At 63.6% G+C, this 24,946-nt stretch carries 25 protein-coding genes; 23 read left to right on the plus strand and 2 right to left on the minus strand.

What is annotated here, in order from left to right:
- Nucleotides 1-334: 334 nt before the first annotated feature.
- The 11 genes from OGL93_RS11960 (at nucleotide 335) to OGL93_RS12010 (ending at nucleotide 10,135) form a co-directional block, all read left to right on the plus strand.
- The gene (locus tag OGL93_RS11960) at nucleotides 335-1,267 is read left to right on the plus strand and encodes an ABC transporter ATP-binding protein (RefSeq protein ID WP_263262856.1); all 933 of its coding nucleotides are present in this window, start codon (nucleotides 335-337) and stop codon (nucleotides 1,265-1,267) included.
- Entirely contained in the window at nucleotides 1,264-2,043 is a 780-nt protein-coding gene (locus tag OGL93_RS11965; protein WP_263262857.1) for an ABC transporter permease, read from the plus strand. The genes OGL93_RS11960 and OGL93_RS11965 overlap by 4 nt, the downstream gene beginning before the upstream one ends.
- A 95-nt stretch (nucleotides 2,044-2,138) precedes the next feature.
- Complete coding sequence (locus tag OGL93_RS11970; RefSeq protein ID WP_263262858.1) at nucleotides 2,139-4,385, plus strand: DNA internalization-related competence protein ComEC/Rec2; 2,247 nt, start codon at nucleotides 2,139-2,141, stop codon at nucleotides 4,383-4,385.
- Between the two features lie 64 nt (nucleotides 4,386-4,449).
- Nucleotides 4,450-5,085, plus strand: coding sequence for a MotA/TolQ/ExbB proton channel family protein (locus tag OGL93_RS11975; protein WP_263262859.1), 636 nt, complete (start codon nucleotides 4,450-4,452; stop codon nucleotides 5,083-5,085).
- A complete protein-coding gene (locus OGL93_RS11980; protein WP_263262860.1) occupies nucleotides 5,082-5,513 on the plus strand; it encodes a biopolymer transporter ExbD in 432 nt (143 codons plus the stop codon). The genes OGL93_RS11975 and OGL93_RS11980 overlap by 4 nt, the downstream gene beginning before the upstream one ends.
- The gene (gene lpxK / locus OGL93_RS11985) at nucleotides 5,513-6,520 is read left to right on the plus strand and encodes a tetraacyldisaccharide 4'-kinase (protein WP_263262861.1); all 1,008 of its coding nucleotides are present in this window, start codon (nucleotides 5,513-5,515) and stop codon (nucleotides 6,518-6,520) included. The genes OGL93_RS11980 and lpxK overlap by 1 nt, the downstream gene beginning before the upstream one ends.
- Nucleotides 6,521-6,547: 27 nt before the next feature.
- On the plus strand, nucleotides 6,548-6,733 hold the full coding sequence (locus OGL93_RS11990; RefSeq protein WP_263262862.1) for a Trm112 family protein: 186 nt from the start codon (nucleotides 6,548-6,550) through the stop codon (nucleotides 6,731-6,733).
- On the plus strand, nucleotides 6,730-7,497 hold the full coding sequence (kdsB, locus tag OGL93_RS11995; protein WP_263262863.1) for a 3-deoxy-manno-octulosonate cytidylyltransferase: 768 nt from the start codon (nucleotides 6,730-6,732) through the stop codon (nucleotides 7,495-7,497). The genes OGL93_RS11990 and kdsB overlap by 4 nt, the downstream gene beginning before the upstream one ends.
- Nucleotides 7,494-8,522 carry a UDP-N-acetylmuramate dehydrogenase gene (gene murB / locus OGL93_RS12000; protein WP_263262864.1) on the plus strand — a complete coding sequence of 343 codons (1,029 nt, stop codon included), beginning with the start codon at nucleotides 7,494-7,496 and terminating at the stop codon, nucleotides 8,520-8,522. Before kdsB ends, murB begins: the two co-directional genes overlap by 4 nt.
- A 75-nt stretch (nucleotides 8,523-8,597) precedes the next feature.
- The gene (locus OGL93_RS12005) at nucleotides 8,598-9,548 is read left to right on the plus strand and encodes an XdhC family protein (protein ID WP_263262865.1); all 951 of its coding nucleotides are present in this window, start codon (nucleotides 8,598-8,600) and stop codon (nucleotides 9,546-9,548) included.
- Nucleotides 9,545-10,135 carry a nucleotidyltransferase family protein gene (locus OGL93_RS12010; RefSeq protein WP_263262866.1) on the plus strand — a complete coding sequence of 197 codons (591 nt, stop codon included), beginning with the start codon at nucleotides 9,545-9,547 and terminating at the stop codon, nucleotides 10,133-10,135. Before OGL93_RS12005 ends, OGL93_RS12010 begins: the two co-directional genes overlap by 4 nt.
- Nucleotides 10,136-10,250: 115 nt before the next feature.
- Here OGL93_RS12010 and rne read toward each other — a convergent pair whose 3' ends face one another.
- Nucleotides 10,251-13,592, minus strand: coding sequence for a ribonuclease E (rne, locus tag OGL93_RS12015; protein WP_263262867.1), 3,342 nt, complete (start codon nucleotides 13,590-13,592; stop codon nucleotides 10,251-10,253).
- Between the two features lie 752 nt (nucleotides 13,593-14,344).
- Between rne and rluC the strand changes: the two genes are divergently transcribed.
- The 3 genes from rluC to OGL93_RS12030 are packed head-to-tail and all read left to right on the plus strand — an operon-like array spanning nucleotide 14,345 to nucleotide 16,974.
- The gene (rluC, locus tag OGL93_RS12020; RefSeq protein ID WP_263262868.1) at nucleotides 14,345-15,301 is read left to right on the plus strand and encodes a 23S rRNA pseudouridine(955/2504/2580) synthase RluC; all 957 of its coding nucleotides are present in this window, start codon (nucleotides 14,345-14,347) and stop codon (nucleotides 15,299-15,301) included.
- Complete coding sequence (locus OGL93_RS12025) at nucleotides 15,294-15,971, plus strand: HAD-IIIA family hydrolase (RefSeq protein WP_263262869.1); 678 nt, start codon at nucleotides 15,294-15,296, stop codon at nucleotides 15,969-15,971. Before rluC ends, OGL93_RS12025 begins: the two co-directional genes overlap by 8 nt.
- Nucleotides 15,972-15,975: 4 nt before the next feature.
- Nucleotides 15,976-16,974: a S49 family peptidase gene (locus OGL93_RS12030; protein WP_263262870.1), complete on the plus strand. Its 999-nt coding sequence runs from the start codon at nucleotides 15,976-15,978 to the stop codon at nucleotides 16,972-16,974.
- A gap of 10 nt (nucleotides 16,975-16,984) precedes the next feature.
- Here OGL93_RS12030 and OGL93_RS12035 read toward each other — a convergent pair whose 3' ends face one another.
- The gene (locus OGL93_RS12035) at nucleotides 16,985-17,563 is read right to left on the minus strand and encodes a nucleoside triphosphate pyrophosphatase (protein ID WP_263262871.1); all 579 of its coding nucleotides are present in this window, start codon (nucleotides 17,561-17,563) and stop codon (nucleotides 16,985-16,987) included.
- A 110-nt stretch (nucleotides 17,564-17,673) separates the two neighbouring features.
- Here OGL93_RS12035 and OGL93_RS12040 point away from each other — a divergent pair, with 110 nt between their 5' ends.
- The 9 genes from OGL93_RS12040 to mltG all read left to right on the plus strand — a co-directional run bounded on the left by OGL93_RS12040 (nucleotide 17,674) and on the right by mltG (nucleotide 24,939).
- Nucleotides 17,674-18,201 carry a YceD family protein gene (locus OGL93_RS12040; protein ID WP_263262872.1) on the plus strand — a complete coding sequence of 176 codons (528 nt, stop codon included), beginning with the start codon at nucleotides 17,674-17,676 and terminating at the stop codon, nucleotides 18,199-18,201.
- A gap of 13 nt (nucleotides 18,202-18,214) precedes the next feature.
- Nucleotides 18,215-18,397, plus strand: coding sequence for a 50S ribosomal protein L32 (gene rpmF / locus OGL93_RS12045; RefSeq protein WP_168081858.1), 183 nt, complete (start codon nucleotides 18,215-18,217; stop codon nucleotides 18,395-18,397).
- 3 nt (nucleotides 18,398-18,400) lie between these two features.
- Entirely contained in the window at nucleotides 18,401-19,435 is a 1,035-nt protein-coding gene (plsX, locus tag OGL93_RS12050) for a phosphate acyltransferase PlsX (RefSeq protein ID WP_263262873.1), read from the plus strand.
- Nucleotides 19,436-19,528: 93 nt separating this feature from the next.
- Complete coding sequence (gene fabD, locus OGL93_RS12055; RefSeq protein WP_263262874.1) at nucleotides 19,529-20,467, plus strand: ACP S-malonyltransferase; 939 nt, start codon at nucleotides 19,529-19,531, stop codon at nucleotides 20,465-20,467.
- A gap of 16 nt (nucleotides 20,468-20,483) precedes the next feature.
- Nucleotides 20,484-21,224, plus strand: coding sequence for a 3-oxoacyl-ACP reductase FabG (fabG, locus tag OGL93_RS12060; RefSeq protein ID WP_263262875.1), 741 nt, complete (start codon nucleotides 20,484-20,486; stop codon nucleotides 21,222-21,224).
- Nucleotides 21,225-21,418: 194 nt separating this feature from the next.
- Complete coding sequence (acpP, locus tag OGL93_RS12065) at nucleotides 21,419-21,655, plus strand: acyl carrier protein (protein WP_263262876.1); 237 nt, start codon at nucleotides 21,419-21,421, stop codon at nucleotides 21,653-21,655.
- Between the two features lie 109 nt (nucleotides 21,656-21,764).
- Nucleotides 21,765-23,009, plus strand: a complete 1,245-nt coding sequence (gene fabF / locus OGL93_RS12070; RefSeq protein ID WP_263262877.1) for a beta-ketoacyl-ACP synthase II — start codon at nucleotides 21,765-21,767, stop codon at nucleotides 23,007-23,009.
- Nucleotides 23,009-23,824 carry an aminodeoxychorismate lyase gene (gene pabC, locus OGL93_RS12075; protein WP_263262878.1) on the plus strand — a complete coding sequence of 272 codons (816 nt, stop codon included), beginning with the start codon at nucleotides 23,009-23,011 and terminating at the stop codon, nucleotides 23,822-23,824. Before fabF ends, pabC begins: the two co-directional genes overlap by 1 nt.
- A gap of 2 nt (nucleotides 23,825-23,826) precedes the next feature.
- On the plus strand, nucleotides 23,827-24,939 hold the full coding sequence (mltG, locus tag OGL93_RS12080; RefSeq protein ID WP_263262879.1) for an endolytic transglycosylase MltG: 1,113 nt from the start codon (nucleotides 23,827-23,829) through the stop codon (nucleotides 24,937-24,939).
- Nucleotides 24,940-24,946 lie beyond the last annotated feature (7 nt).

Below are 24,946 nucleotides of genomic sequence, written 5' to 3' on the forward strand. Positions count from 1 at the left end.
CGCGGCCGGGGTCGCGGAGCAGTGAAACGCAGACGCAGCCGGCACCGAACCGCGATGGCGCCGGACCGCTTCGGTGTCCGGCTGTTGCCATTAATGACCCTGGGGCGCAGGGCGAGTTCGCCAGGGCTGCGGGCGTGTCGGCGAAACTTAACGGGCGGTAGGCCGGTCGGTGGAACATAGGGGGGAAGATGGCGGGCCTTGATAGTGACTATCGATAGTCGTGACTTTACGGCGGCCTGGCACCTCTTCAGCATGAAGCCAAACGGCAAACATTGAAATTCACCTGAGTGGCCCTTAACGTTCCTGCCACCTTCTTATCGGTAAAAGACCTGTCATGAGTTCCGCACTGTCCATCCGGCAGCTAACCAAGACCTATGGCAACGGCTTCCAGGCCCTCAAGGGGATCGATCTGGACGTTGCCGAAGGCGATTTCTTCGCATTGCTCGGCCCTAACGGCGCCGGCAAGTCCACCACCATCGGCATCCTCTCGACCCTGGTGAACAAAACCAGCGGCAGCGTGAGTGTGTTCGGGCATGACCTGGACCGCGACCCGGCCCGGCTCAAACGCTCCATTGGCGTAGTGCCGCAGGAATTCAACTTCAACCAGTTTGAAAAAACCTTCGACATCGTGGTTACCCAGGCCGGCTACTACGGCATTCCGCGAAAGGTGGCGATGGAGCGGGCTGAGCAATACCTGACCCAGCTCGGGCTATGGGAAAAGCGCGATGCCCCTTCACGGTCGTTGTCCGGCGGCATGAAGCGCCGGCTGATGATCGCCCGCGCACTGATCCACGAACCAAAGCTGTTGATTCTCGACGAGCCCACCGCCGGCGTGGACATCGAGCTGCGCCGCTCGATGTGGACCTTTCTCACCGAGCTCAACCGCAAGGGGATCACCATCATCCTGACCACGCACTACCTTGAAGAAGCCGAACAGCTGTGCCGCCACATAGGCATCATCGATCACGGCACCATTGCCGAGAACACCAGCATGCGCAAACTGCTGGGCAAGCTCAATGTAGAAACGTTCGTGCTGGACCTGCGGCAGAACCTCGAAGCCGTGCCCGAACTCGCCGGCTACCCCTGCCGTTTGCTGGACGCGCATACGCTAGAAGTGCAGGTCGATAAAAAGGCGGGCATCACCGCATTGTTCGGCCAATTGGCAATGCGCAACATCGAAGTGCAAAGCCTGCGCAATAAAACCAACCGGCTAGAGGAGTTGTTCGTGTCACTGGTTGAAAAAAACCTGGCGAAGGTGGCCCTATGAGCACGGAGTTTTCGCCCAACCTGATCGCGCTCAACACTATCGTGTACCGGGAGATTCGCCGCTTCATGCGGATCTGGCCGCAGACCCTGCTGCCCCCGGCGATCACCATGGTGTTGTACTTCGTGATCTTCGGGAATCTGATCGGCCGCCAGATCGGCGACATGGGCGGGTTCACCTACATGCAGTACATCGTGCCTGGGCTGATCATGATGTCCGTGATCACCAACTCCTATGGCAATGTGGTATCGAGTTTCTTCGGCGCCAAGTTCCAGCGGTCCATTGAAGAACTGATGGTGTCGCCAGTCTCTCCGCATACCATCCTGATTGGCTATACCCTCGGCGGCGTGCTGCGAGGGCTGGCGGTCGGAGTGATCGTGACGCTGCTGTCGCTGTTCTTCACTCACCTGCAGGTGCACCACTTGGGCGTGACCCTCGTAGTAGTGCTGCTGACGGCGACTATCTTCTCCCTGCTGGGCTTTATCAATGCCGTGTTCGCGCGCAACTTCGACGATATCTCCATTATCCCGACCTTCGTGCTCACGCCGCTGACCTACCTGGGCGGGGTGTTCTATTCGATCAACCTGCTGCCGCCGATCTGGCAGACCCTGTCGCTGGCTAACCCCGTGCTACACATGGTCAACTCTTTCCGCTACGGCATCCTCGGGGTGTCGGACATCCAGATCGGTACTGCCCTGACCTTCATGGCCGTCGCCACCGTAGTGCTCTACATCGGCTGTGCGCGGCTGCTGGTCAGCGGCCGCGGCATGCGTTCCTGATCAGCCCTCAAGCCGCCAAACACCCGGTAACAGCCTGCTCTGCCCTGGTTTGATTTCCCCGCCCATACTTCGCGGGGGACCAGGGAGGGTAGGGTATGCGTCCAGCGTTGCTGGCTTTCGCGTTCGGTGTGCTGGGCGCGCGCTGGTGGCCAGGCTTGCCACCGGCTTGGCTGGTCGCCCTGTTCGGCGCGGGAGGTCTTGTACTCGCGGGGGTGGCTCAGCGTGCTGGCAAGTGGCTCGGATGGGTGCTGTTCGGGTTGGCCTGGGCCTTGTGGGCTGCCCTTCGGATGGACGCCGATCGCCTGGCTATCGACCTCAATAACCGCACCCTGTGGCTCGAAGGCGTGGTGGTCGGCTTGCCCGCGCAATCGGCCCGCAGCGTCCGCTTCGAGTTGGGTGATGCGGTGTCACGGCGCGCAGCCCTGCCGTCACGACTGCGCCTCAGCTGGTATGGCGGCCCGCCGGTACGCAGCGGCGAGCGCTGGCGCCTGGCGGTAACGCTCGCCACGCCGCGGGGGCAGGTCAACCCAGGTGGTTTCGACTACGAGGCCTGGTTGTTCGCCCGAGGCATAGGCGCAACCGGCAGCGTGAAGGATGGCCAGCGGATCGACGGCGAGCGCCGTGGCCCGCGGGAAGCCATACGGCAACGCCTGCTGGAATCGCAAGCGCATCCCAGGTTGGGCATGCTGGCGGCACTGGTGCTCGGGGACGATGCAGGCGTGTCGCCCGAGCAGTGGAGACTGCTGCAGGCCACCGGCACCGTGCACTTGTTCGTGATTTCCGGGCAGCATGTTGGGCTGCTGGCCGGGCTGGTGTATGGCCTGATTGCCGGCCTGGCCCGATTGGGCTGGTGGCCCCGGCGCTGGCCATGGCTGCCTTGGGCCTGCGGCTGTGCGTGCATGGCCGCGGTGGGCTACGGTGCCCTTGCCGGCTTCGAAGTGCCGGTGCAACGCGCCTGTTTAATGATCTGCGTGACGTTGCTATGGCGCTGGCGTTTTCGCCACTTGGGCGTCTTCACCCCGTTGCTCCTGGCGTTGGCAACTGTACTGGCGCTCAATCCCTTGGTGAGCCTGACGCCTGGCTTCTGGTTGTCCTTCGCAGCGGTGGCGGTGTTGCTGTTCGGTTTTTCCGGGCGTTTGGGGGCGTGGTCGTGGTGGCAGGGCCTGGTTCGAGCGCAATGGCAGGTGGCGCTCGGCCTGAGCGTGATCATGAGCGCGCTGGGCCTGGCCATCAGCCTGAGCGGGCCCTGGGTCAACCTTTTCGCAGTGCCATGGATAAGCCTGGTGGTCCTGCCACTGGCCTTGGCCGGCACTGTGGAGCTCTGGTTGCCGTGGGGCGGTGGGCCATTGCTGTGGCTGGCCGGCAGTGCGCTGGACATACTGCTGGGTGTGCTCACCCCCTTGGGCAGCGCGCTGCCGGCCTGGTTAGCGCCGCAGTTACCGCTTTCTGCCTGGGTGCTGGCCAGTTTCGGCGCGCTGTTATTGTTGCTGCCTGCAGGTGTGCCGTTGCGCTGGCTCGGCCTACCGCTCATTTTGCAGCTGCCCTTCGCCCCGCTGCCCAAGCCACCCTGGGGGCAGGCGCAGGTGGTTCAGTTGGACGTCGGCCAGGGGCTGGCCATCCTGGTGCGCACGCGCAGGCATGCCTTGGTGTTCGACGCTGGCCCGCGCTACGGCAATGGCGATGCGGGGGAGCAGGTGGTAGTGCCCAGCCTGCGACGGCTCGGTGTTCGGCGGCTGGACGCCTTCGTCCTCAGCCATGCTCACGTTGATCACAGCGGCGGCGGCCAAGCGCTCATCAACGCGCTTGCGCCCACCCGGGTAATGGCCGGCGAACCGCAACAGGCGCCGCGGCGCTGGAAGGCCGAGGCGTGCCAGGACGCCCAACCCTGGGAATGGGATGGGGTGCGTTTCAAACCTTGGCGATGGGCAGCGGCAAAAGAGAGCAACCCCTCGTCATGTGTGCTGCTGGTGGAGGCCAACGGTGAGCGCCTGCTGCTGACCGGCGATATCGACGCCAGCGCCGAGCGCGCTCTGCTCAAAGCGTGGCCAGGCCTGACGGTGAATTGGTTGCAGGTGCCGCATCACGGCAGCGGCACGTCAAGTTCGGCAGTGTTCCTCGATGCTCTCGCACCCAGCGGCGTATTGATCTCCAGGGGCTGGAACAACCGCTTTCGCCATCCTCATCCGCACGTGCTGGCGAGGTTGGCCCAGCGAGCGATCCGGCCAATGGATAGCGCCTTGCACGGGGCGGTGCAGGTGCATTTGGGCCGCGGCAGCGCTCCGGAGTACTGGCGCCAGCGCCCGCGGCTATGGCGCGCGACCAGCGGCAGCGGCGGCGGCTAGCGCGCCGGCGCGTCCTAGGAGCGTTGTGATAGAGTGGCGGAATTTGTTCGAGAGGGGCGTCACTGTGTGGGAATTGGTCAAAGCCGGCGGCTGGATGATGCTGCCGATCATTTTGAGTTCCATCGCGGCCCTGGCCATCGTCGCCGAGCGCTTGTGGGCGCTGCGGGCGAGCAGGGTGACCCCGCCTTATCTGGTCGCGCAGGTGTGGAAATGGATAAAAGACAAACAGCTCAATGGCGAAAAGCTCAAGGAGCTGCGCGCCAACTCACCCCTGGGTGAAATCCTCGCCGCCGGCCTTGCCAATTCCCGTCACGGCCGCGACATCATGAAAGAGTGCATCGAAGAGGCTGCCAGCAGCGTCATCCACGAGCTGGAGCGTTATGTCGGCGCGCTCGGCACCATCGCAGCCATGGCACCACTGCTCGGTTTGCTGGGCACCGTGCTAGGCATGATCGATATCTTCAGCGCTTTCAACGCCAGTGGTAATGCCACTAACGCGACGGTGCTCGCCGGCGGGATTTCCAAGGCACTGATCACTACTGCCTCAGGGCTGATCGTGGCCATTCCAGCGGTGTTTTTCCATCGGTTGTTGCAACGGCGAATCGACGCGCTGGTGGTGCGCATGGAGCAGGACGCGATCAAGCTGGTCGAGGTCGTGCATGGTGATCGCGAAGTCGATATCGGCGGAGGCAAAGCGTGAAATTCCGTCGCGCCCGCAGGCAGCGCGAGGACATCGAAATCAACCTCACGTCCTTGATCGACGTGGTGTTCATCCTCTTGCTGTTCTTTGTTGTCACCACCACCTTCACCCGCGAAACGCAGTTGCAGGTCGATCTGCCCGAGGCGGTCAACGGCGCGCCCGAGGAAAACCCGCCCAAGCGCCTGGATATCGCTATCAGTGCTGATGGCAACTACGCAATCAACGACCACGTGCTGCCCAAGAGCGACCTGGACACCTTGATGACCGCCCTGCGCGCCGAGTCAGGCGGGGACACCACCCTGCCGCTTTCGATCAGCGCGGATGGTAAAACTCCACATCAGGCGGTGATCACCGCCATGGACGCGGCTGGCAAACTGGGCTTCAGCCGCTTGAGCATGACCACGGTCGAGGGGCAGGCGACGCGTTGATGGCTTTCTCCGACCGTTTGCTCGCAGCCTGGTATCAGGGCCATCCGGCGCTCTCGCTGCTGGCGCCGCTGGAACTGCTCTACCGGCGTGTCGCCAACCGCCGCCGTCAGGCTTTCAAGGCCGGCACGGCCCCGGCGTGGAAGGCGCCCGTGCCGGTACTGGTGGTCGGTAATATCACCGTCGGCGGCACCGGCAAAACCCCGATGATTCTTTGGTTGATCGAGCACTGTCGCCAGGCTGGCCTGCGAGTTGGCGTGATCAGCCGGGGCTACGGTGCCCAGCCCCCACGCTTCCCCTGGTTGGTGTCCGCTTCGGACAGCGCCGCCGTCGCCGGCGATGAGCCCTTGCTGATCGTCCAGCGCAGCGGCGTTCCGCTGGCCATCGACCCTGACCGGGCACAGGCCGCGCGTGCCTTGCTCGCCGCGCATGCAGTGGATCTGATCCTGTGCGACGACGGCCTGCAACACTACCGCTTGGCTCGCGATCTGGAGTTGGTACTGATCGACGCCGCTCGCGGTCTTGGCAATCGCCGCTGCCTGCCGGCGGGGCCGCTGCGCGAGCCTGCGGAACGCCTGGAAGAAGTGGACGCGGTCCTGTGCAACGGCCAGCGCGGCGACGGCCCTCTGGGCTATGCGATGACCCTGGAGCCGGTAGCGTTGGTGAACCTTCGGTCGGGGGAGCCTGTGGCGCTGAGCCACTTCCCGCCGGGCCAACCTATGCATGCCGTTGCCGGGATTGGCAACCCGCGGCGTTTCTTCTCCACCCTTGAAGGTTTAAACTGGCGCCCGACCGAGCATGCCTTCGCCGACCATGCCACCTATAGCGAAACCCAGCTGGCGTTCGCACCGGCCTTACCGGTTGTGATGACCGAAAAAGACGCCGTCAAATGCCGGGCTTTCGCGCAAAGCGACTGGTGGTACCTGGCGGTGGACGCGCAACCTTCGCCGGCCTTCGTGGCTTGGTTCGACGCCCGCCTGGCTAGCCTGGTGGGCCATCCACCAGCTTGAAACGGCCTCCCTGACGCAAGGATTCCCATGGACACCAAACTGCTCGACATTCTCGCCTGCCCCATTTGCAAGGGCCCGCTCAAGCTCAGCGAAGACAAGACCGAGCTGATCAGCAAGGGCGCTGGGGTGGCATACCCCATTCGCGACGGCATCCCAGTGATGCTCGAAAGCGAAGCCCGCACCCTCACCGACGACGAGCGCCTGGATAAATGACCACAGCGTTCACCGTAGTCATTCCGGCGAGATACGGGTCCACCCGCTTCCCCGGCAAGCCGCTCGAGCAGATCGCCGGTAAACCGATGATCCGCCACGTGTGGGAACAAGCCCGCAAGAGCGGGGCTTCGAGAGTCGTGGTCGCCACCGATGACGCTCGTATCCTCGCTGCCTGCGAAAGCTTTGGCGCCGAGGTGGTGATGACTCGCGCCGATCACGAGTCCGGCACCGACCGCCTGGCCGAAGTCGCCGCCAGCCTGGGCCTGGGTGACGACGCTATCGTAGTGAACGTTCAAGGGGATGAGCCGCTCATCCCACCTGTGGTCATCGATCAGGTCGCGGCCAACCTGGCGGCCAATACCCAGGCCCGGATGGCGACGCTCAGCGAGCCCTTGCTCGAAGCTCAGCACCTGTTCAACCCCAATGTGGTCAAGGTAGTGACGGACCTTACCGGGCTGGCGTTGACCTTCAGCCGTGCGCCGCTGCCTTGGGCCCGCGACGCACTGGCGCGGCACCCGGACCGCCTGCCGGAAGGCGTCCCCTATCGCCGGCACATCGGTATCTATGCGTACCGCGCGGGCTTTTTGCAGGACTTCGTCCGCTGGGGCCCGTGCTGGTTGGAAAAAACCGAATCGCTCGAGCAGCTTCGCGCCCTTTGGCACGGCGTGCGCATCCATGTGGCGGATGCCCTGATCGCGCCGCCACCGGGTGTGGATACTCCCGAAGACCTGGAGCGTGTGCGGCGCTTGCTGGAGGCGGGATGACCGCGGCGATCGACCAGGGTGTGTCGCTCAAGGCCTATAACACCTTTGGGGTGGACGTGCGCGCGGCGCATTTCGCGGAGGTTACCGATGACGCCGCGCTGCTTGCCGCGCTCGGCTATGCCAAGGCCCACGAGCTACCGGTCTACCTGCTCGGTGGCGGCAGCAATCTGCTGTTGCTCGAAGATCTCCCCGGCTTGGTGATCCGCATGGCCAGCCGTGGCCGGCGGCTGTTGCAGGCGCAAGGTAGCCGAGTGCTGGTGGAGGCCGAAGCTGGCGAGCCCTGGCACCCCTTCGTCGGCTGGACATTGGACCAAGGCCTGGGTGGGCTGGAGAACCTGAGCCTGATCCCCGGCACCGTCGGGGCCGCGCCCATGCAGAACGTGGGCGCCTATGGGGTGGAGGTCAAAGATGTGTTCGCCGGGCTCACCGCACTGGACCGCCAGAGCGGGGAGCTACAGGACTTCACCCTTGAGCAGTGCCGTTTCGGCTACCGCGATAGCGTGTTCAAGCGTGAGCCTGGTCGCTGGGTGATCCTGCGAGTGCGTTTTTGGCTCGACCGCGAGGCGCCGTTGCAACTGGAGTATGGTCCGGTGCGTCAGCGCCTGGCCGAGCAGGGCATCACCGAGCCGGGGCCACGGGACGTCAGCGAAGCGATCTGCCAGATCCGTCGCGAAAAGCTGCCTGACCCCACCACGCTGGGCAACGCCGGTAGCTTCTTCAAGAACCCCCTGGTGCCAGCCGCCAAGGCCGCCGCGCTGAGCGAGCGTTGGCCGGGATTGGTCGCCTATCCGCAGGCCGATGGCCAAGCCAAGCTCGCAGCCGGTTGGTTGATCGAGCAGGCTGGCTGGAAAGGTTATAGGCGCGGCGACGCCGCGGTGCACCAGCACCAGGCATTGGTGCTGGTAAACCACGGTACAGCCACTGGCGCCCAGTTGCTGGCTCTGGCCCGCGACATCCAGGCCGACATCCGCGCGCGCTTCGGGGTGGAGCTGGAAATGGAGGCCAATCTGCTCCCCGCTGCCTGAACCTCGGCGGTTCGTCGCCGTCCGATGCTGATAACCCGGCGCAGAGCCGGTGGGCAACCGCGAAAGGGACGGTCGATGAACAGCGTTGATCTTGGCGTATTGCGCGATGTGCGCGACTGGGTCGGGGAGGGGCGCACCGTGGTGCTGTATACCGTGGTGCAAACCTGGGGTAGCGCCCCTCGGCCGCCGGGAGCCATGCTTGCCTTGCGCGATGACGGCGTGGTCAGCGGCTCGGTTTCGGGCGGCTGCATCGAAGATGACCTCATCGCCCGCTTGCATGATGGTCGCCTTCAGCGCAAGGGCGGCCAGGTGCAGTTGGTCACTTACGGCATCACCGTCGAAGAAGCCGCCCGCTTTGGCTTGCCCTGCGGCGGCACACTGCGGTTGACCGAGGAGTGGGTCAACGATGCCGGCTGGGTGATCGAGCTGCTGGACCGCTGCGCCGACCATCAGGTAGTCGCGCGTGAGCTGGATCTTCAGACCGGGGCGGTCAGTTTAGCCAGCGCAGGTCGCGAGGCCTTGCAAAGTTTCGACGGGCAGTGCCTGCGCACCCTCTACGGCCCGCGCTGGCGGCTGCTGCTCATCGGTGCGGGGCAGCTGTCGCGCTGCGTGGCCGAGCTGGCACGGATGCTCGATTTCGAAGTGCTGGTGTGCGATCCGCGCACCGAATTCACCCAAGGCTGGCAAACCGAACACGGGCGCTTCGTGGCGGGGATGCCAGACGACGCGGTGCTGGCCATCGGGCCGGACGAACGCACGGCTATCGTAGCGCTGACCCACGACCCGCGGCTGGACGACATGGCGCTGTTGACGGCCCTGGACTCGAAAGCGTTCTACGTGGGTGCCTTAGGGTCCCGCGTCAACAGTGACAAGCGCCGGGTCAACCTGGCGGCTCTTGGTGTGAGCCCACAAGCCCTGGCACGTTTGCATGGGCCCATCGGGTTGCCGATAGGCAGTCACACCCCGGCGGAAATCGCTCTCTCGCTCATGGCCGAAGTGGTCGCTATCAAAAACCGTGGGCAATGAGCGACCTTTGCGCTGTGGTCCTGGCTGCCGGCTATGGGCGCCGCTTCGCGGAGCAGGCCGGCGTTGGAGCGAACAAATTGCTTGCGACATGCGCGGGCCTCGACGGTAGCCGTCGTGCAGTGCTCGAGCATGGGTTACTGACGTTCCGTGACTGGCCCGGGGAACGTTTGCTGGTCCTGCGTCGCGGCTGCGTGGGGCAGGCGCAATTAACAGAACTCGCAGCCCGGCACGGTTTTGACAGCCTGCTGGTGGGTTCAGACGGAATGGGCGACAGCCTGAGTGCCGCCGTGCGTGCCCGAGCCAGTGCACGCGGCTGGCTGGTAGCGCTTGGTGACATGCCCTGGGTACGCAACGACACCCCCTTGCGGGTAGCGGGCGGCATGAGCGGTGATCGTGCTTGTGTGCCGGTGTACCAGGGGCAACGGGGCCATCCGGTGGGTTTCGGCGCGGCCTTCGGTCCGGCATTGGCCGCCTTGCGTGGCGATCAGGGCGGCCGTCGGCTATTGCAAGAGGGGCGGGTCAACCTTCTGGAGGTTGATGATCCTGGCGTGTTGCGTGATGTGGATGTGCCAGGGGATTTGATCTAATCAGCCGAGGCTCCGTCTCAGGTTTGTTGGCGATCGGCATCGCATGGAGTCGCGCCAAGGCCATAAAAAAACCCCTGTCACCGCAAGATGACAGGGGTTTTTTCATTCAAAGAGCTCAGGCCAACGGCTTGGGCTCCTTGTCCTGGTCTTCGCTGTGCTCGACCGTAGCTTCAACCTCTTCAGCGCTTTGCACGTTCTCGTCGATGACGGGAGTAGAAGTGTGCTCGGCAACCTTAGGCGTAGCTTCGGCGGCTTCAGCGAATGACGGCTGTTGCGGCTGCGGCGCGGCTTGCACGGCCGTGTCGGCTGCAGGTGCCGGCTCCACTTCGGTCAAGGTGATGGGGTCGACCACGACCGGTGCGGGCGCCTCAACCTCCACCGGCGCTTGTGCCTGAGCAAGGGCGCTGGCGTTTGCCAGGGTCGCCGCTTCTTCGGCTTCACGGGCAGCAGCCGCGGCCAGCTCAGCTTCGCGCTTGCGGCGACGCACTTCACGTGGGTCGTTCGGTGCGCGACCGTTAGCCAATACCGCGGGGGTCGCGGCCGGCTCCGTAGGCTCTTGCGTCGCGGCCGTCGCCTCGTTGAACGGTGCTTGCTCGGCGGGGGCCGGCTCGCTGGCTGGTGCAACATGCAGCGGTTGTTCGGTCACCGGTTGCACTGGCAGCTCGGCAGCTTCGGTGGCCGCTGGAACGTCCACATGCTGTACCGGTTGCTCGACCACTGGCGCTACCGACACCTCCGGCAATGGCTCTGGAGTGGTTTCCACGGTTTGCGGCTCGACGAGACGCTCCAACGGCTGCGGCACGATGGAGGATGCTTGTTCCACCGGCGTGGCGACGATTTCCGGCGCGGCGGTGGTGTCAGCTGCTTCCAGCTGGCGAGTCGCCTGTTCGGCTTGCTCGTTGGCCTGCGCTTCGGCTTCCTGGCTGATAACGCCCTCAACCACCACGGCTGCCGCGGTGACGCTGGCGGCCACAGAGGCTATAGGCTCGCCCGGGGCGGAGGCTTCGGCGCCTTCGCCTTCTTCAGCGCCATCGTTGCCAATCAGCTCGCCGTTGGCGTCGCGTTGGCGCTCACGGCGGTTGCTGCGGCGGCGCTGGCCACGCGAGCGGCGACGTGGACGGTCGCCTTCGTTGGTGTCTTGACCATCGTCATGCAGTTCTTCGTTCAGTACCGCTTCCTCAGCCGGAGTCGGCTCAGGCTGCTGTTGCGGCTGCTCCTCGCGGGCAGGGCGCGGCTGGCGTTCCTCGCGAGGTGCACGTTCTTCACGCGGTGCGCGTTCTTCACGCGGTGCGCGTTCCTCACGTGGCTCGCGCGGTGCACGCTCTTCGCGGGCCGGGCGCTCGGCGCGTTCTTCGCGGGGCTGGCGCTCTTCACGGGGCTGGGCAGGCGCGTCCAGAGGCTCACGCAGTTCGCGTACCGGGCGGTCCTCGCGTGGGCGGCGCTCTTCACGAGGTGCACGGGCTTCGCGTGGCGGGCGCGGAGTACGCTCCTCGCGTGCAACCGGTGCCTCTTCGCGCGGCTCGCGCGGTGCACGTTCCTCGCGCGGGACGCGTTCTTCACGGCTGGCACGTTCTTCACGCGGAGCGCGCTCTTCACGCGGCTTGCGCTCTTCGTCACGACGCCCGTTGCGGTTGCGGCTTTGCTGGCGGCCGTTGCGACGCTCTTCGTTGCGCGAGGTGCGCTCGGTGGCGGGCTTGGGCGCGGCAGCGGCGGCGACAGGGGCCGCGGGTTCTTCCTTGCCGGCGAACAGGCTGACCAGCGACTTCACCAGGCCCTTGAACAGGCTCGGCTCGGCGGTGGCTGGCGCGGTGCTCGGTTGCGGCGCGGGCTGTGGCTCCTCGCTGGCCGGCATCGGCGCGTTGGCGCGGGCAGGGGCGGTCTTTACCGCGGCTTCCTGGCGAACCAGGGTGCGGGTAGCGGCAGCCGGCTGAGCTTCCTCGACTTCGGCGGCGGCAATTTCGTAGCTCGATTGCGCGTTCAACACTTCCGGGTTGTCATCACGCAGGCGCTGCACTTCGAAGTGCGGCGTTTCCAGGTGATCGTTCGGCAGGATGATGATCCGCGCCCGGGTACGCAGTTCGATCTTGGTGATCGAGTTGCGTTTTTCGTTGAGCAGGAACGCGGCTACCGGGATCGGTACCTGAGCACGCACTTCGGCGGTGCGATCCTTCAGGGCTTCTTCCTCGATCAGGCGCAGGATGGCCAGGGAGAGGGATTCGACGTCGCGGATGATGCCGGTGCCGCTGCAGCGTGGGCAAACGATACCGCTGCTTTCACCCAGCGAGGGGCGCAGGCGCTGGCGAGACATTTCCAACAGGCCAAAGCGGGAGATACGGCCCACTTGCACCCGCGCGCGGTCGGCTTCGAGGCACTCGCGCACCCGCTCTTCCACCGCGCGCTGGTTCTTGGCGGGGGTCATGTCGATGAAGTCGATGACGATCAGGCCGCCGATATCACGCAGGCGCAGTTGGCGGGCGATTTCCTCGGCCGCTTCCAGGTTGGTCTGGAGCGCGGTTTCCTCGATGTCGCTGCCTTTGGTGGCGCGAGCAGAGTTGATGTCGATGGAAACCAGGGCTTCGGTGGGGTCGATCACGATCGAGCCGCCGGACGGCAATTCGACGACGCGCTGGAAGGCCGTTTCGATCTGGCTTTCGATCTGGAAGCGGTTGAACAACGGAACGCTGTCTTCGTACAGCTTGATCTTGCTGGCGTACTGGGGCATCACTTGGCGGATGAAGGTCAGTGCTTCTTCCTGGGCCTCGACGCTGTCGATCAGCACTTCGCCGATGTCCTGGCGCAGGTAATCGCGGATCGCACGGATGATGACGTTGCTTTCCTGGTAAATCAGGAAAGGCGCGGAACGATCCAGCGAAGCTTCTTTGATCGCGGTCCACAGTTGCAGCAGGTAATCCAGGTCCCACTGCATTTCTTCGCTGCTACGGCCCAGGCCAGCGGTGCGGACGATCAGGCCCATGTCGGCTGGGGCGACCAAGCCATTCAGCGCTTCGCGCAGTTCATTGCGCTCTTCACCCTCGATGCGCCGCGAAATGCCGCCAGCGCGGGGGTTATTTGGCATCAGCACCAGGTAACGGCCGGCGAGGCTGATGAAAGTGGTCAGGGCCGCGCCCTTGTTGCCACGTTCTTCTTTCTCGACCTGGACGATGACTTCCTGGCCTTCGCTCAACACTTCCTTGATGTTGACCCGACCTTCGGGGGCCTTCTTGAAGTATTCGCGGGAGATTTCTTTCAGCGGCAGAAAGCCGTGGCGTTCGGAGCCGAAGTCGACGAAAGCGGCTTCAAGGCTCGGCTCGATGCGGGTGATGCGGCCCTTGTAGATGTTGGCCTTCTTCTGCTCTCGCGCACCGGATTCGATATCCAGGTCATAGAGGCGCTGGCCATCTACCAGGGCAACACGCAACTCTTCGGGTTGAGTTGCGTTAATCAGCATTCTTTTCATGTAGTACCGTCGGTTTCCGGGCTGCCGGAAACAGCGTTCGGCACACACGACTTCTCACGGTCGGTGTTCAGGTGCGAGGGAGGCGTTGATAGCTTCCCGGCCAGTGGTGAGGCTTCTTTAAGCCTGCGCCTTGGCGACGCGTCCTGCCTTTGTGTGGTGTCAAAAGCACTCAGTCAGGAGGAGGAATCAGGTCTCGACCGTGGACGCCCTCGGGGGCATCTGCGCGGGCCGGCCGTGCCGCGGGCTGGCGCCAGGCTCTGTTTCTTACAGATCCTGGGCCGCCACTGGCAGGGCGCGGTGCCACACGGCACGTTACCTGTGCATCTCCACCCTACACGTATCCCTGATAATTCGGGTGCTGCCGCGCGCTGAATCCGCAACGGGTTGGCATTTATCGCGACGCCTGTTGGCCGTCGCACGCTAAAAAAAATCAAGGCTTGTATTTCCGAAGCCTTCACCGATACCAGGCTAAACGGCTGCGCTTGTTTATTAGCCACAGGATTCGAACAGCCAGGGCCCGATAAGACCGCCCTGATGAGTTCGACTCGTTTTGCCTGGCCGCGCCTTGCACGAACCACCGGTTCGCCGCGCGGTGCAAGCCCCGTCGGACGGCCTCGCGTCCTCTTCTAACACCTGGGTAAGCGGCGGTCGTTTACCGTCTGTCACTCCCCGGCCGCTTATGGCGGCGTTCGGGACTATAGCAGCAAACATTAAGTGCTTCAAATGGCTGAAAAATTGATATTATCCGCGGCATGACCACGACCTCTCCCCCAACTTCAGGCGTTCAGTTGCTTGAAGTTGCGCCGGAACTTGCCGGCCAACGCATCGACAATTTCCTTATCACGGCCCTCAAGGGCGTACCTCGCACGCTGGTGTATCGCATCCTGCGCAAAGGCGAAGTGCGCGTGAATAAAGGCCGGATAAAACCTGAGTATAAGCTTCAGGCCGGTGACATCGTGCGGGTGCCGCCGCTGCGTCTGCCCGAGCGGGACGCCCCTGTGCCTGTCGCGCAAGGGCTGTTGCAGCGTCTCGAGGCAGCCATCGTCCATGAAGACAAGGGCCTGATCATCATCAACAAGCCGGCCGGTATCGCCGTGCATGGCGGCAGCGGGCTCAGCTTTGGGGTCATCGAGGCGTTCCGGCAACTGCGCCCTGATGCCAAGGAGCTGGAGCTGGTACACCGGCTGGATCGCGACACCTCCGGGCTGCTGATGATTGCCAAGAAGCGTAGCATGCTGCGGCACTTGCATGAGGCGTTGCGCGGGGACGGCGTGGATAAGCGCTACATGGCACTGGTCCGCGGGCACTGGCCAACTAGCAAGAAACAAGTCAACGCACCCTTGCTCAAGAGCAACCTGCGCTCGGGTGAGCGCATGGTCGAGGTCAATCCCGAAGGCAAGGAGGCCCTGACGCTGTTCAAGGTGCTGCGCCGTTTCGGCGACTTCGCCACCCTGGTGGAGGCGCGCCCGGTTACCGGGCGCACCCACCAGATCCGCGTGCATGCCCTGCATGCGGGGCACTGCATTGCCGGGGATCCCAAATATGGAGACGAGGAGTTCAGCCGCGAGCTTCGCGACTTGGGTGGCAAGCGGTTGTTCCTGCATGCCTATGCGTTGTCGTTGACCTTGCCCGATGGCAGCCGCTTGGACGTACAAGCACCGGTCGATGAGTTGTGGTCAGCCGCGGTGGAGCGCCTGGCCAGTGCCTGATTACGACCTGCTGGTGTTCGACTGGGACGGCACCCTTGCCGACTCCATCGGTCGGATTGTCGACGCCATGCAACATGCAGCGATTCGCGCCGGGCTCGCGCCACGAGACGATGTGCAGATAAAAGGCATTATCGGCCTGGGCCTGCCGGAGGCCATCCGCTCGCTTTATCCCCGTCTTGATGACGCCGCCGTGATCGATTTTCGCGAGCATTACGCGCAGCGCTACATCGCGCTGGAAGCGACTCCCTCGCCATTGTTCCCCGGTGTCGCCCAAGGGCTGGAGGCGTTTCGCCGCGCCGGTTATCGGTTGGCGGTGGCAACAGGGAAGGCGCGCCGTGGCCTTGATCGCGTGCTCAAGGGGCATGGCCTGGAAGACTTTTTCGATATCACCCGGGCGGCGGATGAAACCTGCAGCAAGCCGCACCCGCTGATGCTGGAAGAAATTCTGCAACATTGCGGGGTCAGTGCCGGGCGCGCCTTGATGATCGGCGACTCGGCCTTTGATCTGCAAATGGCCCATAACGCGGGTATGCCTTGCGTGGCCGTAGGCTATGGTGCCATCGATCTGGCGGCGCTGATGGTCTACGAGCCGGTGCTGGCGATCGAACGTTTCGCCCAACTGACCGCCTGGCTACAGCCGGGCGAACCACTACCTGCGAGAAGTGAGTAAACGGATGTCCGATCAATGGAAAGCACCATCCGCCTCGGAAGGCGACGTACCGCGCTCCGGGGATGAGCGCAGCTGGCAGCTGCTGGAGAAAACCCTGTTGGCCAGCGTGCAGGAACAACGTCGCGCGCGCCGCTGGGGGATTTTCTTCAAGTGCCTGACCTTCCTTTACCTGCTGGGCATGCTGTTCTTGTTCTCGCCGCTGGGCAAGCTGGAGAAAAGCGCCGGCAAAGCGGGTGGCTATACCGCGCTCATCGACGTGCAAGGCATGATCGCCGACAAGGAGGACGCCAGCGCCGACAATATCGTCAGCAGCCTGCGTGCCGCCTTTGACGACCCGAAGGTCAAGGGTGTGGTGCTGCGGATCAACAGCCCTGGCGGAAGCCCGGTCCAGTCCGGGTATGTGTACGACGAAATCCGCCGGCTGCGCGGGCTTCACCCACAGGTCAAGCTGTATGCGGTGATCGCCGACCTGGGCGCCTCCGGTGCCTACTACATCGCCAGCGCCGCGGACCAGATCTACGCCGACAAGGCCAGCCTCGTCGGCTCGATCGGCGTCACGGCAGCCGGCTACGGCTTCGTCGGCACCATGGAGAAGCTCGGCGTGGAGCGTCGACCGTACAGCTCGGGCGAGCACAAGGCATTCCTCGATCCGTTCCAGCCGGCAAAGGAATCGGAAACCCGGTTCTGGCAAGGCGTGCTGGATACCACCCACCGGCAGTTCATCGCCCAGGTCAAGGCGGGCCGTGGGGATCGCCTGAAGGACAAGGACCATCCCGAGCTGTTTTCCGGGTTGATCTGGTCTGGGGAGCAGGCCCTGGACCTGGGTCTGATCGACGGGTTGGGTAACAGCAGCTATGTCGCCCGCGAGATTGTCGGCGCGGAGGACCTGGTCGACTTCACGGTCGAGCAGTCACCGCTGGATCGTTTTTCTAAAAAGCTCGGCGCCAGCGTGGCCAGCGAAATGGCCATGTGGATGGGGTTCACCGGCCCAGCTCTGCGCTAGCCGCCCCGGCTCAAGGGACCGCGACGCCCATCGCAGCCAGCATCGCCACCAGGCGGATGAGTGGCAGGCCGATCAGGCTGGTCGCGTCGGGCCCTTCGGTGCTTTCGAACAGGCTTACGCCCAGCCCCTCCGCCTTGAAGCTGCCGGCGCAATCGTAAGGTTGTTCGGCCTGCAGATAGCGGGTGAGGGCGTCTTGGGGAAGCTTGCGCATGTTCACTGAAAAAGCGACGGCGTCTACCTGGCATTCACCGCTCGCGCTGTCGAGCAATGCCAGCCCGGTGAGGAAGGTCACTCGCTCGCCGCTTGCGGCAGTCAGTTGCGCCAAAGCCTGTTCGAACCCGCCGGGCTTGCCGAGCACCTGATCACCGAGCACTGCCACTTGGTCTGAGCCGATGATCAGATGGTGCGGGTAGCGGAGGGCGAGCGCCCGGGCTTTGTCCTCAGCCAGGCGCAGTACCAGCGCCAATGCTGATTCGCCCTCATGGCGCCGCTCGTCGACCTCGGGCGCGTGGGTTGAAAATGGCAGGCCCAGGCGCTTGAGCAAGGCCTGCCGATAGGGCGAGCTTGACGCTAGAATCAGTGGCCGCATGGTCGATCCCTCTTTGTTGGCAGGCGGTGATTCTACCCCTGCGCCGTTACGCTGCCGATGGCCGAATTTCCTTTGACACAGCCGGGGGGCATCCCTAGAATGCTGCGCCTATGTTGAATGACCCGATTCCACCTCACGTTGACCCGCGCAAACTGGCCGATCGCGGCGCTACCCTCGAAGGTAGCCTGCCACTCGCTAGTTTGGAGAGACTTTGCGACCTGCTATCCGACGACGTCGGTACGGTCCAGGGTAAATTCATCTTCGCCAGAGACGAAGATCATACTGTGGTCATGCGCAGTGATCTTGATGTCGAAGTGAAGATGGTTTGCCAGCGTTGTCTTGAGCTGGTCACCCTCCCGATTCACAGCGAATGTACTTACGCCGTGGTCAAGGAGGGTGCGAATACCCAATCGATACCGAAAGGTTATGACGTGCTGGAAGTGGGCGAGGATCCCTTGGATCTGCGGGCGGTGGTCGAAGACGAGCTTTTGCTCGCGCTGCCGATCATCCCTGCTCATCATCCGGAAGAATGCCAGCCGCCGGCGGGTCTCGATGAGCCCGAACCGAGCGAGGACGAGGTACCACGGTCCAACCCGTTCAGTGTATTGGCGCAGTTAAAGCGTGACCCAAACGTTTAGGAGTTAATCAGTTATGGCTGTTCAGCAGAACAAAAAATCCCGCTCTGCCCGCGACATGCGCCGTTCGCACGACGCCCTCGAGCCGAACGCACTGTCCGTGGAAAAAACCACTGGCGAAGTTCACCTGCGCCACCACGTTTCGCCTGAAGGCGTTTACCGTGGTCGTAAAGTGATCGACAAGGGCGCCGACGAGTAATCCTTGTCCGCTCAGATCCTCGCGATCGACGCAATGGGCGGGGACTTCGGTCCCCGCGGCATTGTTCAGGCCTGTGTCGCCTGCCTTTCCAAATACCCCTCGCTGCACCTGGCCCTGGTGGGTCAACCCAAGCTCCTTGAAGAGATTCTCGCCACCCATCGCGGTGTCGATCGCTCGCGTCTGTACATTCTTCCTGCTACCGAAGTAATCGGCATGAGCGACAAGCCGTCGCAGGTGCTGCGCGGCAAGCTGGACGCTTCCATGCGCGTGGCGCTGCAAGCCCTGCGCGACGGTAAGGTGCAGGCAGTGGTCAGTGCCGGCAATACCGGTGCGCTGATGGCGTTGTCGCGTCATGTATTGAAGACCTTGCCAGGCGTGGATCGCCCCGCGATGGTCGCCGCCATTCCCACGCGCACCGGTCACTGCCAACTGCTTGACCTGGGCGCCAACGTGGATTGCGACGCCGAGCACCTCTATCAGTTCGCCCTCATGGGGGCTGTTGCCGCCGAGGCTCAAGGTGTGATGCAGCCGCGTGTGGCACTGCTCAATGTAGGCACCGAGGAGATCAAGGGCAACCAGCAGGTCAAGGCGGCGGCGGCGCGATTGCAGCGGGCGAGCATCAACTACATCGGTTTCGTCGAAGGCGATGGCCTTTATCGCGGCGAGGCTGACGTGGTGGTCTGCGATGGCTTCGTGGGTAACGTGCTGCTCAAGGCAAGCGAAGGGTTGGCGAGCATGATCGGCGAGCGGATCGAGGCGCAATTCAACGGCGGGCTGGCCGCGCGGCTGGCTGGCGCGGTGGCTTTGCCGGTGCTTCGCCGGTTGCGCGAAGAGCTGGTGCCGGCACGGCATAACGGCGCCAGTTTCCTCGGCCTGCAGGGGGTAGTCGTGAAAAGCCATGGTGCTGCGGGTGTGCAGGGGCTGCAGGTGGCTATCGAGCGTGCCTGCCAGCAAGTACGTGAGGACTTGCCCCGAAAAATCGGCAATGGCTTGCAAGCGATGCTTGCTGGTCGCGGCGAAGGCGACGCAAGAATGTGACCGGTGAGTTCCGGCTATCATCCAACACTCTAGTTTTCGTTCCCGGCCATGGCGGGGAGCATTTCTAAGGCAGAACCAATAAGGGCGTGTTCAATGTCTGCATCCCTCGCATTCGTCTTTCCCGGGCAAGGCTCACAGGTCGTCGGCATGCTCGCTGATCAGGCCGGGCAGCATCCGGTAATCGGCGAAACCTTCAAGGAGGCGTCCGAGGCCCTCGGCTATGACCTCTGGGCATTGACGCAACAGGGCCCGGCCGAGCAGTTGAACCAGACCGACAAGACCCAGCCGGCGATCCTTACCGCGTCGGTGGCGCTGTGGCGGCTGTGGCAAGCCCAAGATGGCGCCACTCCGGCCTATGTCGCCGGCCATAGCCTTGGCGAATACAGCGCGCTCGTTGCCGCTGGCAGCATTGGCCTAGCGGACGCGGCCCGGCTGGTCGAACGCCGGGGCCAGCTGATGCAACACGCTGTGCCGGCGGGGCAGGGGGGTATGGCCGCCATTCTCGGGCTGGCCGATGAAGCCGTCATCGCCGCCTGCGCTGAAGCCGCCAATGGCGAAGTCGTCAGCGCAGTGAATTTCAATTCCAAGGGGCAGGTGGTCATCGCCGGCAATGCCGAGGCCGTCAATCGCGCCATCGAAGCGTGCAAGGCTCGCGGCGCCAAGCGCGCCATGCCACTGCCGGTAAGCGTGCCCTCGCATTGCGCACTGATGCGGCCCGCCGCCGAGCGGTTCGCCGAAGATGTCGCCGCCATTGCGTGGCAGGCGCCGGCGATCCCGCTCGTGCAAAACGTTACCGCAGCCGTCGCTGCCAACCTCGATGACCTCAAGCAGAACCTGCTGGCGCAGCTGTACATGCCGGTTCGTTGGGTCGAAACGGTTGCACTGCTCGCCCAGCAAGGTGCGCATCAGCTGGTTGAGTGCGGGCCTGGCAAAGTACTGTCGGGGCTGAACAAGCGTTGCGCCGATGGCATCGATACGTACAACCTCGATACCCCCGATGCCTTCGCCGCCGCTCGTGCGGCCTTGGCCTGAAACAGGAGAAGCTGGCATGAGCCTGCAAGGTAAAGTGGCACTGGTGACCGGTGCGAGTCGTGGCATTGGCCAGGCAATCGCCCTGGAGCTAGGTCGCCAAGGCGCCATCGTCATCGGTACCGCGACCAGTGCCTCAGGGGCCGAGCGCATTACCGCCACCCTGAAAGAACATAACGTCGAGGGCTTGGGCCTGGAGCTTAACGTGTGCAACGACGAATCCGTCGCCGCCGCGCTGGCCATCATCTCCGAGCGCTTCGGTGCCCCGGCGATCCTGGTCAATAACGCAGGGATCACCCGCGATAACTTAATGTTGCGGATGAAAGATGACGAGTGGTTCGACGTGGTCGACACCAACCTCAATAGCCTGTTCCGGTTGTCCAAGGCTGTACTGCGCGGCATGACCAAGGCGCGTTGGGGCCGGATCATCAGTATCGGCTCGGTGGTGGGTGCCATGGGCAACGCCGGCCAAGTAAACTACGCAGCAGCCAAGGCTGGCCTGGAAGGCTTCAGCCGCGCGCTGGCGCGCGAGGTGGGGTCGCGGGGTATCACCGTCAATTCGGTGACCCCAGGCTTCATCGACACGGACATGACCCGCGAGCTGCCAGAAGCGCAGCGCGAGGGCCTGTTGACTCAGATCCCCCTGGGCCGGTTGGGCCAGGCTGAGGAAATCGCCAAGGTCGTCGGCTTCCTGGCGTCCGAAGGCGCCGCTTATGTCACCGGCGCGACCGTTCCGGTCAACGGCGGCATGTACATGTGATCCAGCTCAAGCGGGCGATACGGAAAAAATGTCATACGTATCGCCCGAAAATCCGTTATAAAGCTGCATCCAGATTATAGAGGTCGCCGGCCGGCGTTTGGCAGGGTACGCATTACGCTTGAAATGCGGGTCCCTTCCTATAAACTTACACACCGGCCAGTTGCCTGACTATCCACTAGGAGTGAAAACTAGGTATGAGCACCATCGAAGAGCGCGTCAAGAAAATCGTTGCCGAGCAACTGGGCGTCAAAGAAGAAGAAGTAGTGAATTCGGCGAGCTTCGTTGACGATCTGGGCGCCGATTCCCTTGACACCGTTGAACTGGTAATGGCGCTGGAAGAAGAATTCGAAACCGAAATTCCAGACGAAGAAGCCGAAAAGATCACCACCGTTCAGGCAGCCATCGATTACGTCACCGCCCACCAGGCCTGATCGCAGTAATCGAAGCTTCTTGTCGGAAAAAGCCGCACTGCCTGTCTGGGCGTGCGGTTTTTTCTTTCATCAAGGCAAGAGGTTGAAACAAAGTATTAAGGAGAACCCTGTGTCGCGTAGACGCGTCGTGGTCACTGGAATGGGCATGTTATCGCCGCTGGGCGTTGACGTGCCGAGTACCTGGCAAGGCATTCTGGCCGGCCAAAGCGGCATCGGTCCGATCGAGCATACGGACCTGTCAGCGTTTTCCACCCGTTTCGGTGGCTCGGTCAAACAGTTCGATGTTGCGCAGTACTTGTCTCCCAAGGAGGCGCGCAAGCTCGACTTGTTCATTCAATATGGCCTTGCCGCTGGCTTCCAAGCCGTGCGCGACGCCGGGCTGGACATCACCGATGGCAACCGTGAGCGCATCGGCGTGGCCATGGGCTCGGGCATCGGTGGCCTGACCAACATCGAAGACACCAGCCGCACGCTGCACGAGCAGGGGCCACGACGGATTTCGCCCTTTTTCGTTCCCGGCTCGATCATCAACATGATCTCGGGCTTCCTGTCGATCCATCTGGGCGTCCAGGGCCCCAACTACGCTATTTCCACAGCCTGCACCACCGGTACGCACTGTATCGGCATGGCCGCTCGCAACATCGCCTATGGCGAGGCGGACGTAATGATCGCCGGTGGCGCTGAAATGGCCGCCTGCGGCCTGGGCATGGGTGGCTTTGGCGCCGCCCGGGCGCTGTCCACTCGCAACGACGAGCCTACCCGGGCCAGCCGCCCGTGGGACAAGGGCCGCGACGGCTTTGTGCTGTCTGACGGCGCTGGCGCGCTTATTCTCGAAGAGCTCGAGCACGCTCGTGCCCGTGGCGCGCGGATCTATGCCGAACTGGTGGGCTTTGGCACCAGCGGCGATGCGTTCCATATGACTTCGCCGCCTGAAGATGGCGCCGGCGCTGCCCGTTGCATGGCCAATGCGCTCAAGGATGCCGGCCTGGCGCCAGAAGCCGTGCAGTACATCAATGCCCATGGCACCTCCACTTCGGCCGGCGACCTGGCTGAAGTGCGGGCGATCAAGGCGGTGTTCGGTGACCACGCATACAAGCTCGCGGTCAGTTCGACCAAGTCCATGATTGGCCACCTGCTCGGTGCTGCCGGGGCGGTGGAGGCCATCTTCAGCGTGCTCGCCATTCGCGACCAGATCGCGCCGCCAACCATCAACCTCGATGAGCCAGACGAGGATTGCGATCTCGATTTCGTGCCTCACGAAGCGCGCAGCATGCCTATCGACGTGGTGTTGTCGAACTCGTTCGGCTTCGGTGGTACCAACGGCTCGCTGGTGTTCCGCCGGTTCAGCGAGTGATGGACGCCTGGGTCGACGGCCGGCGCGCCAGCGCCATCGGCCTGGGCAACCGAGGGCTCGCCTACGGCGACGGCCTGTTCGAAACCATCCGGGTGCGTGGTGCTCGCCTCAGTTTGCTGGAGCGTCACCTCGCCCGGCTGGCGCTCGGCTGTCAACGGCTCGGTCTCCCGCTTGATGAACCCCTGTTGCGTGGTGAACTGCAGGCTTACGCCGATGCGCTGGGCGACGGTGTGATCAAGTTGATCGTCACACGAGGCGATAGCCCCCGGGGCTATGCTGTCGACCCGACGGCCCCGGCGCGGCGAATCATGCTCGGCAGCCCGTTGCCGGATTACCCGGCCCAGCGCCAGGCCGACGGCATTTCCCTATACCCCTGTCAGGTACGGCTGGCCGAGCAGCCACTGCTGGCCGGCCTCAAGCACCTCAACCGCCTTGAACAGGTGCTCGCCCGGGCCGAATGGCAGGGCACCGAGTATGCCGAAGGCTTGATGCGGGATCTGAGCGGGCGGGTGATCGAGGGCGTGTTCAGCAACCTGTTCCTGGTGTGTGACGATCAGTTGTACACCCCCGACCTGAGCCGTTGCGGCGTGGCGGGCACCTTGCGTGCCGAGCTGCTGGCACGGGCCGCCGCCAAGGGGCAGCCGGTTCGTGTGGAGGATGTGGATCTGAGCCGGCTGGCCGGGGCAAGCGAGGCCTTTATGTGCAACAGCGTCTACGGCATCTGGCCAGTGCGGCGCTGCGGCGAGCTGACTTGGCCGGTAGGGCCCCACACCCGTAAACTTCAGCAGATGGCCTGCGAACTTCTGGATATCTGACAGTGCTACGCAAATTCCTGCTGCTGATTGAAACCTTGGTCGTCCTGGCGGGCATCGTCCTGGGTATAGCTGTCTGGCGCATCCAGGCGGTGCTCGAACAACCTTTGTCGCTGCCTGCTGAACAACTGGTCGAAGTGCCGTTAGGTGCTTCGCCGGGCGGCATGCTTAACCGCCTCGAAGAGCAGGGCGCGTTGCATGGTGCGTTCTGGGCCCGCTTGTATTGGCGTTTCAACCTCGACAGCCAACCCTTGCACACCGGTGAGTACCGCCTTGGCCCGACCATGACGGTGCGCGAGATGTTCGGCCTGTGGCAGCGCGGCGAGGTGGTGCAGTACAGCCTGACCTTGGTCGAAGGCTGGACCTTCCGCCAGGTTCGCACTGCGCTGGCGCGCCAGGAAAAGCTCAAACAAACCCTTGCTGGCCTGAGTGACGAGGACGTCATGGCCAAGCTGGGGCATCCGGGCGTGTTCCCGGAAGGGCGTTTCTTCCCAGACACGTACAAGTACGTCAAGGGCATGAGCGATACGCAGCTGCTGGAGCAAGCCTTTACCCGCCTGGACGCGGTCCTCGCTCAGGAATGGCAAGCGCGCGACCCTGCACTGCCTTATAACGACCCCTACCAGGCGCTGATCATGGCGTCGTTGATCGAGAAGGAAACCGGCGTGCCGCAGGAGCGCGGAGAGATCGCTGGAGTCTTCGTTCGGCGCCTTGCCACGGGCATGTTGCTGCAGACCGACCCGACCGTGATCTATGGCATGGGCGAACGCTACAGCGGGCGGATCACCCGCGCCGACCTGCGCGAACCGAACCCCTATAACACCTACCTCAATCCCGGGTTGCCGCCCACGCCCATTGCCATGGCGGGGCGCGAGGCCATTCGCGCGGCCTTGAATCCCACCCCCGGTGAAAGCCTGTATTTCGTTGCCAAGGGCGACGGCAGCCATGTTTTTTCCGCCGATATCGACGCCCATAACCAGGCGGTTCGCCAATACCAGCTCAAACGTCGCGCCGATTATCGCTCCAGCCCCGCGCCATCCCAGCCCGCGCCCCCGTCGGGTGCGGCGGATGCGCCGCTGGCGCCCACTGCGCCAGCCGAGGAAACGCAACAACCATGAGGAAGCC

The sequence above is a fragment of the Pseudomonas sp. RIT-PI-S genome (genome assembly GCF_025642975.1).
GTDB lineage: Bacteria > Pseudomonadota > Gammaproteobacteria > Pseudomonadales > Pseudomonadaceae > Aquipseudomonas.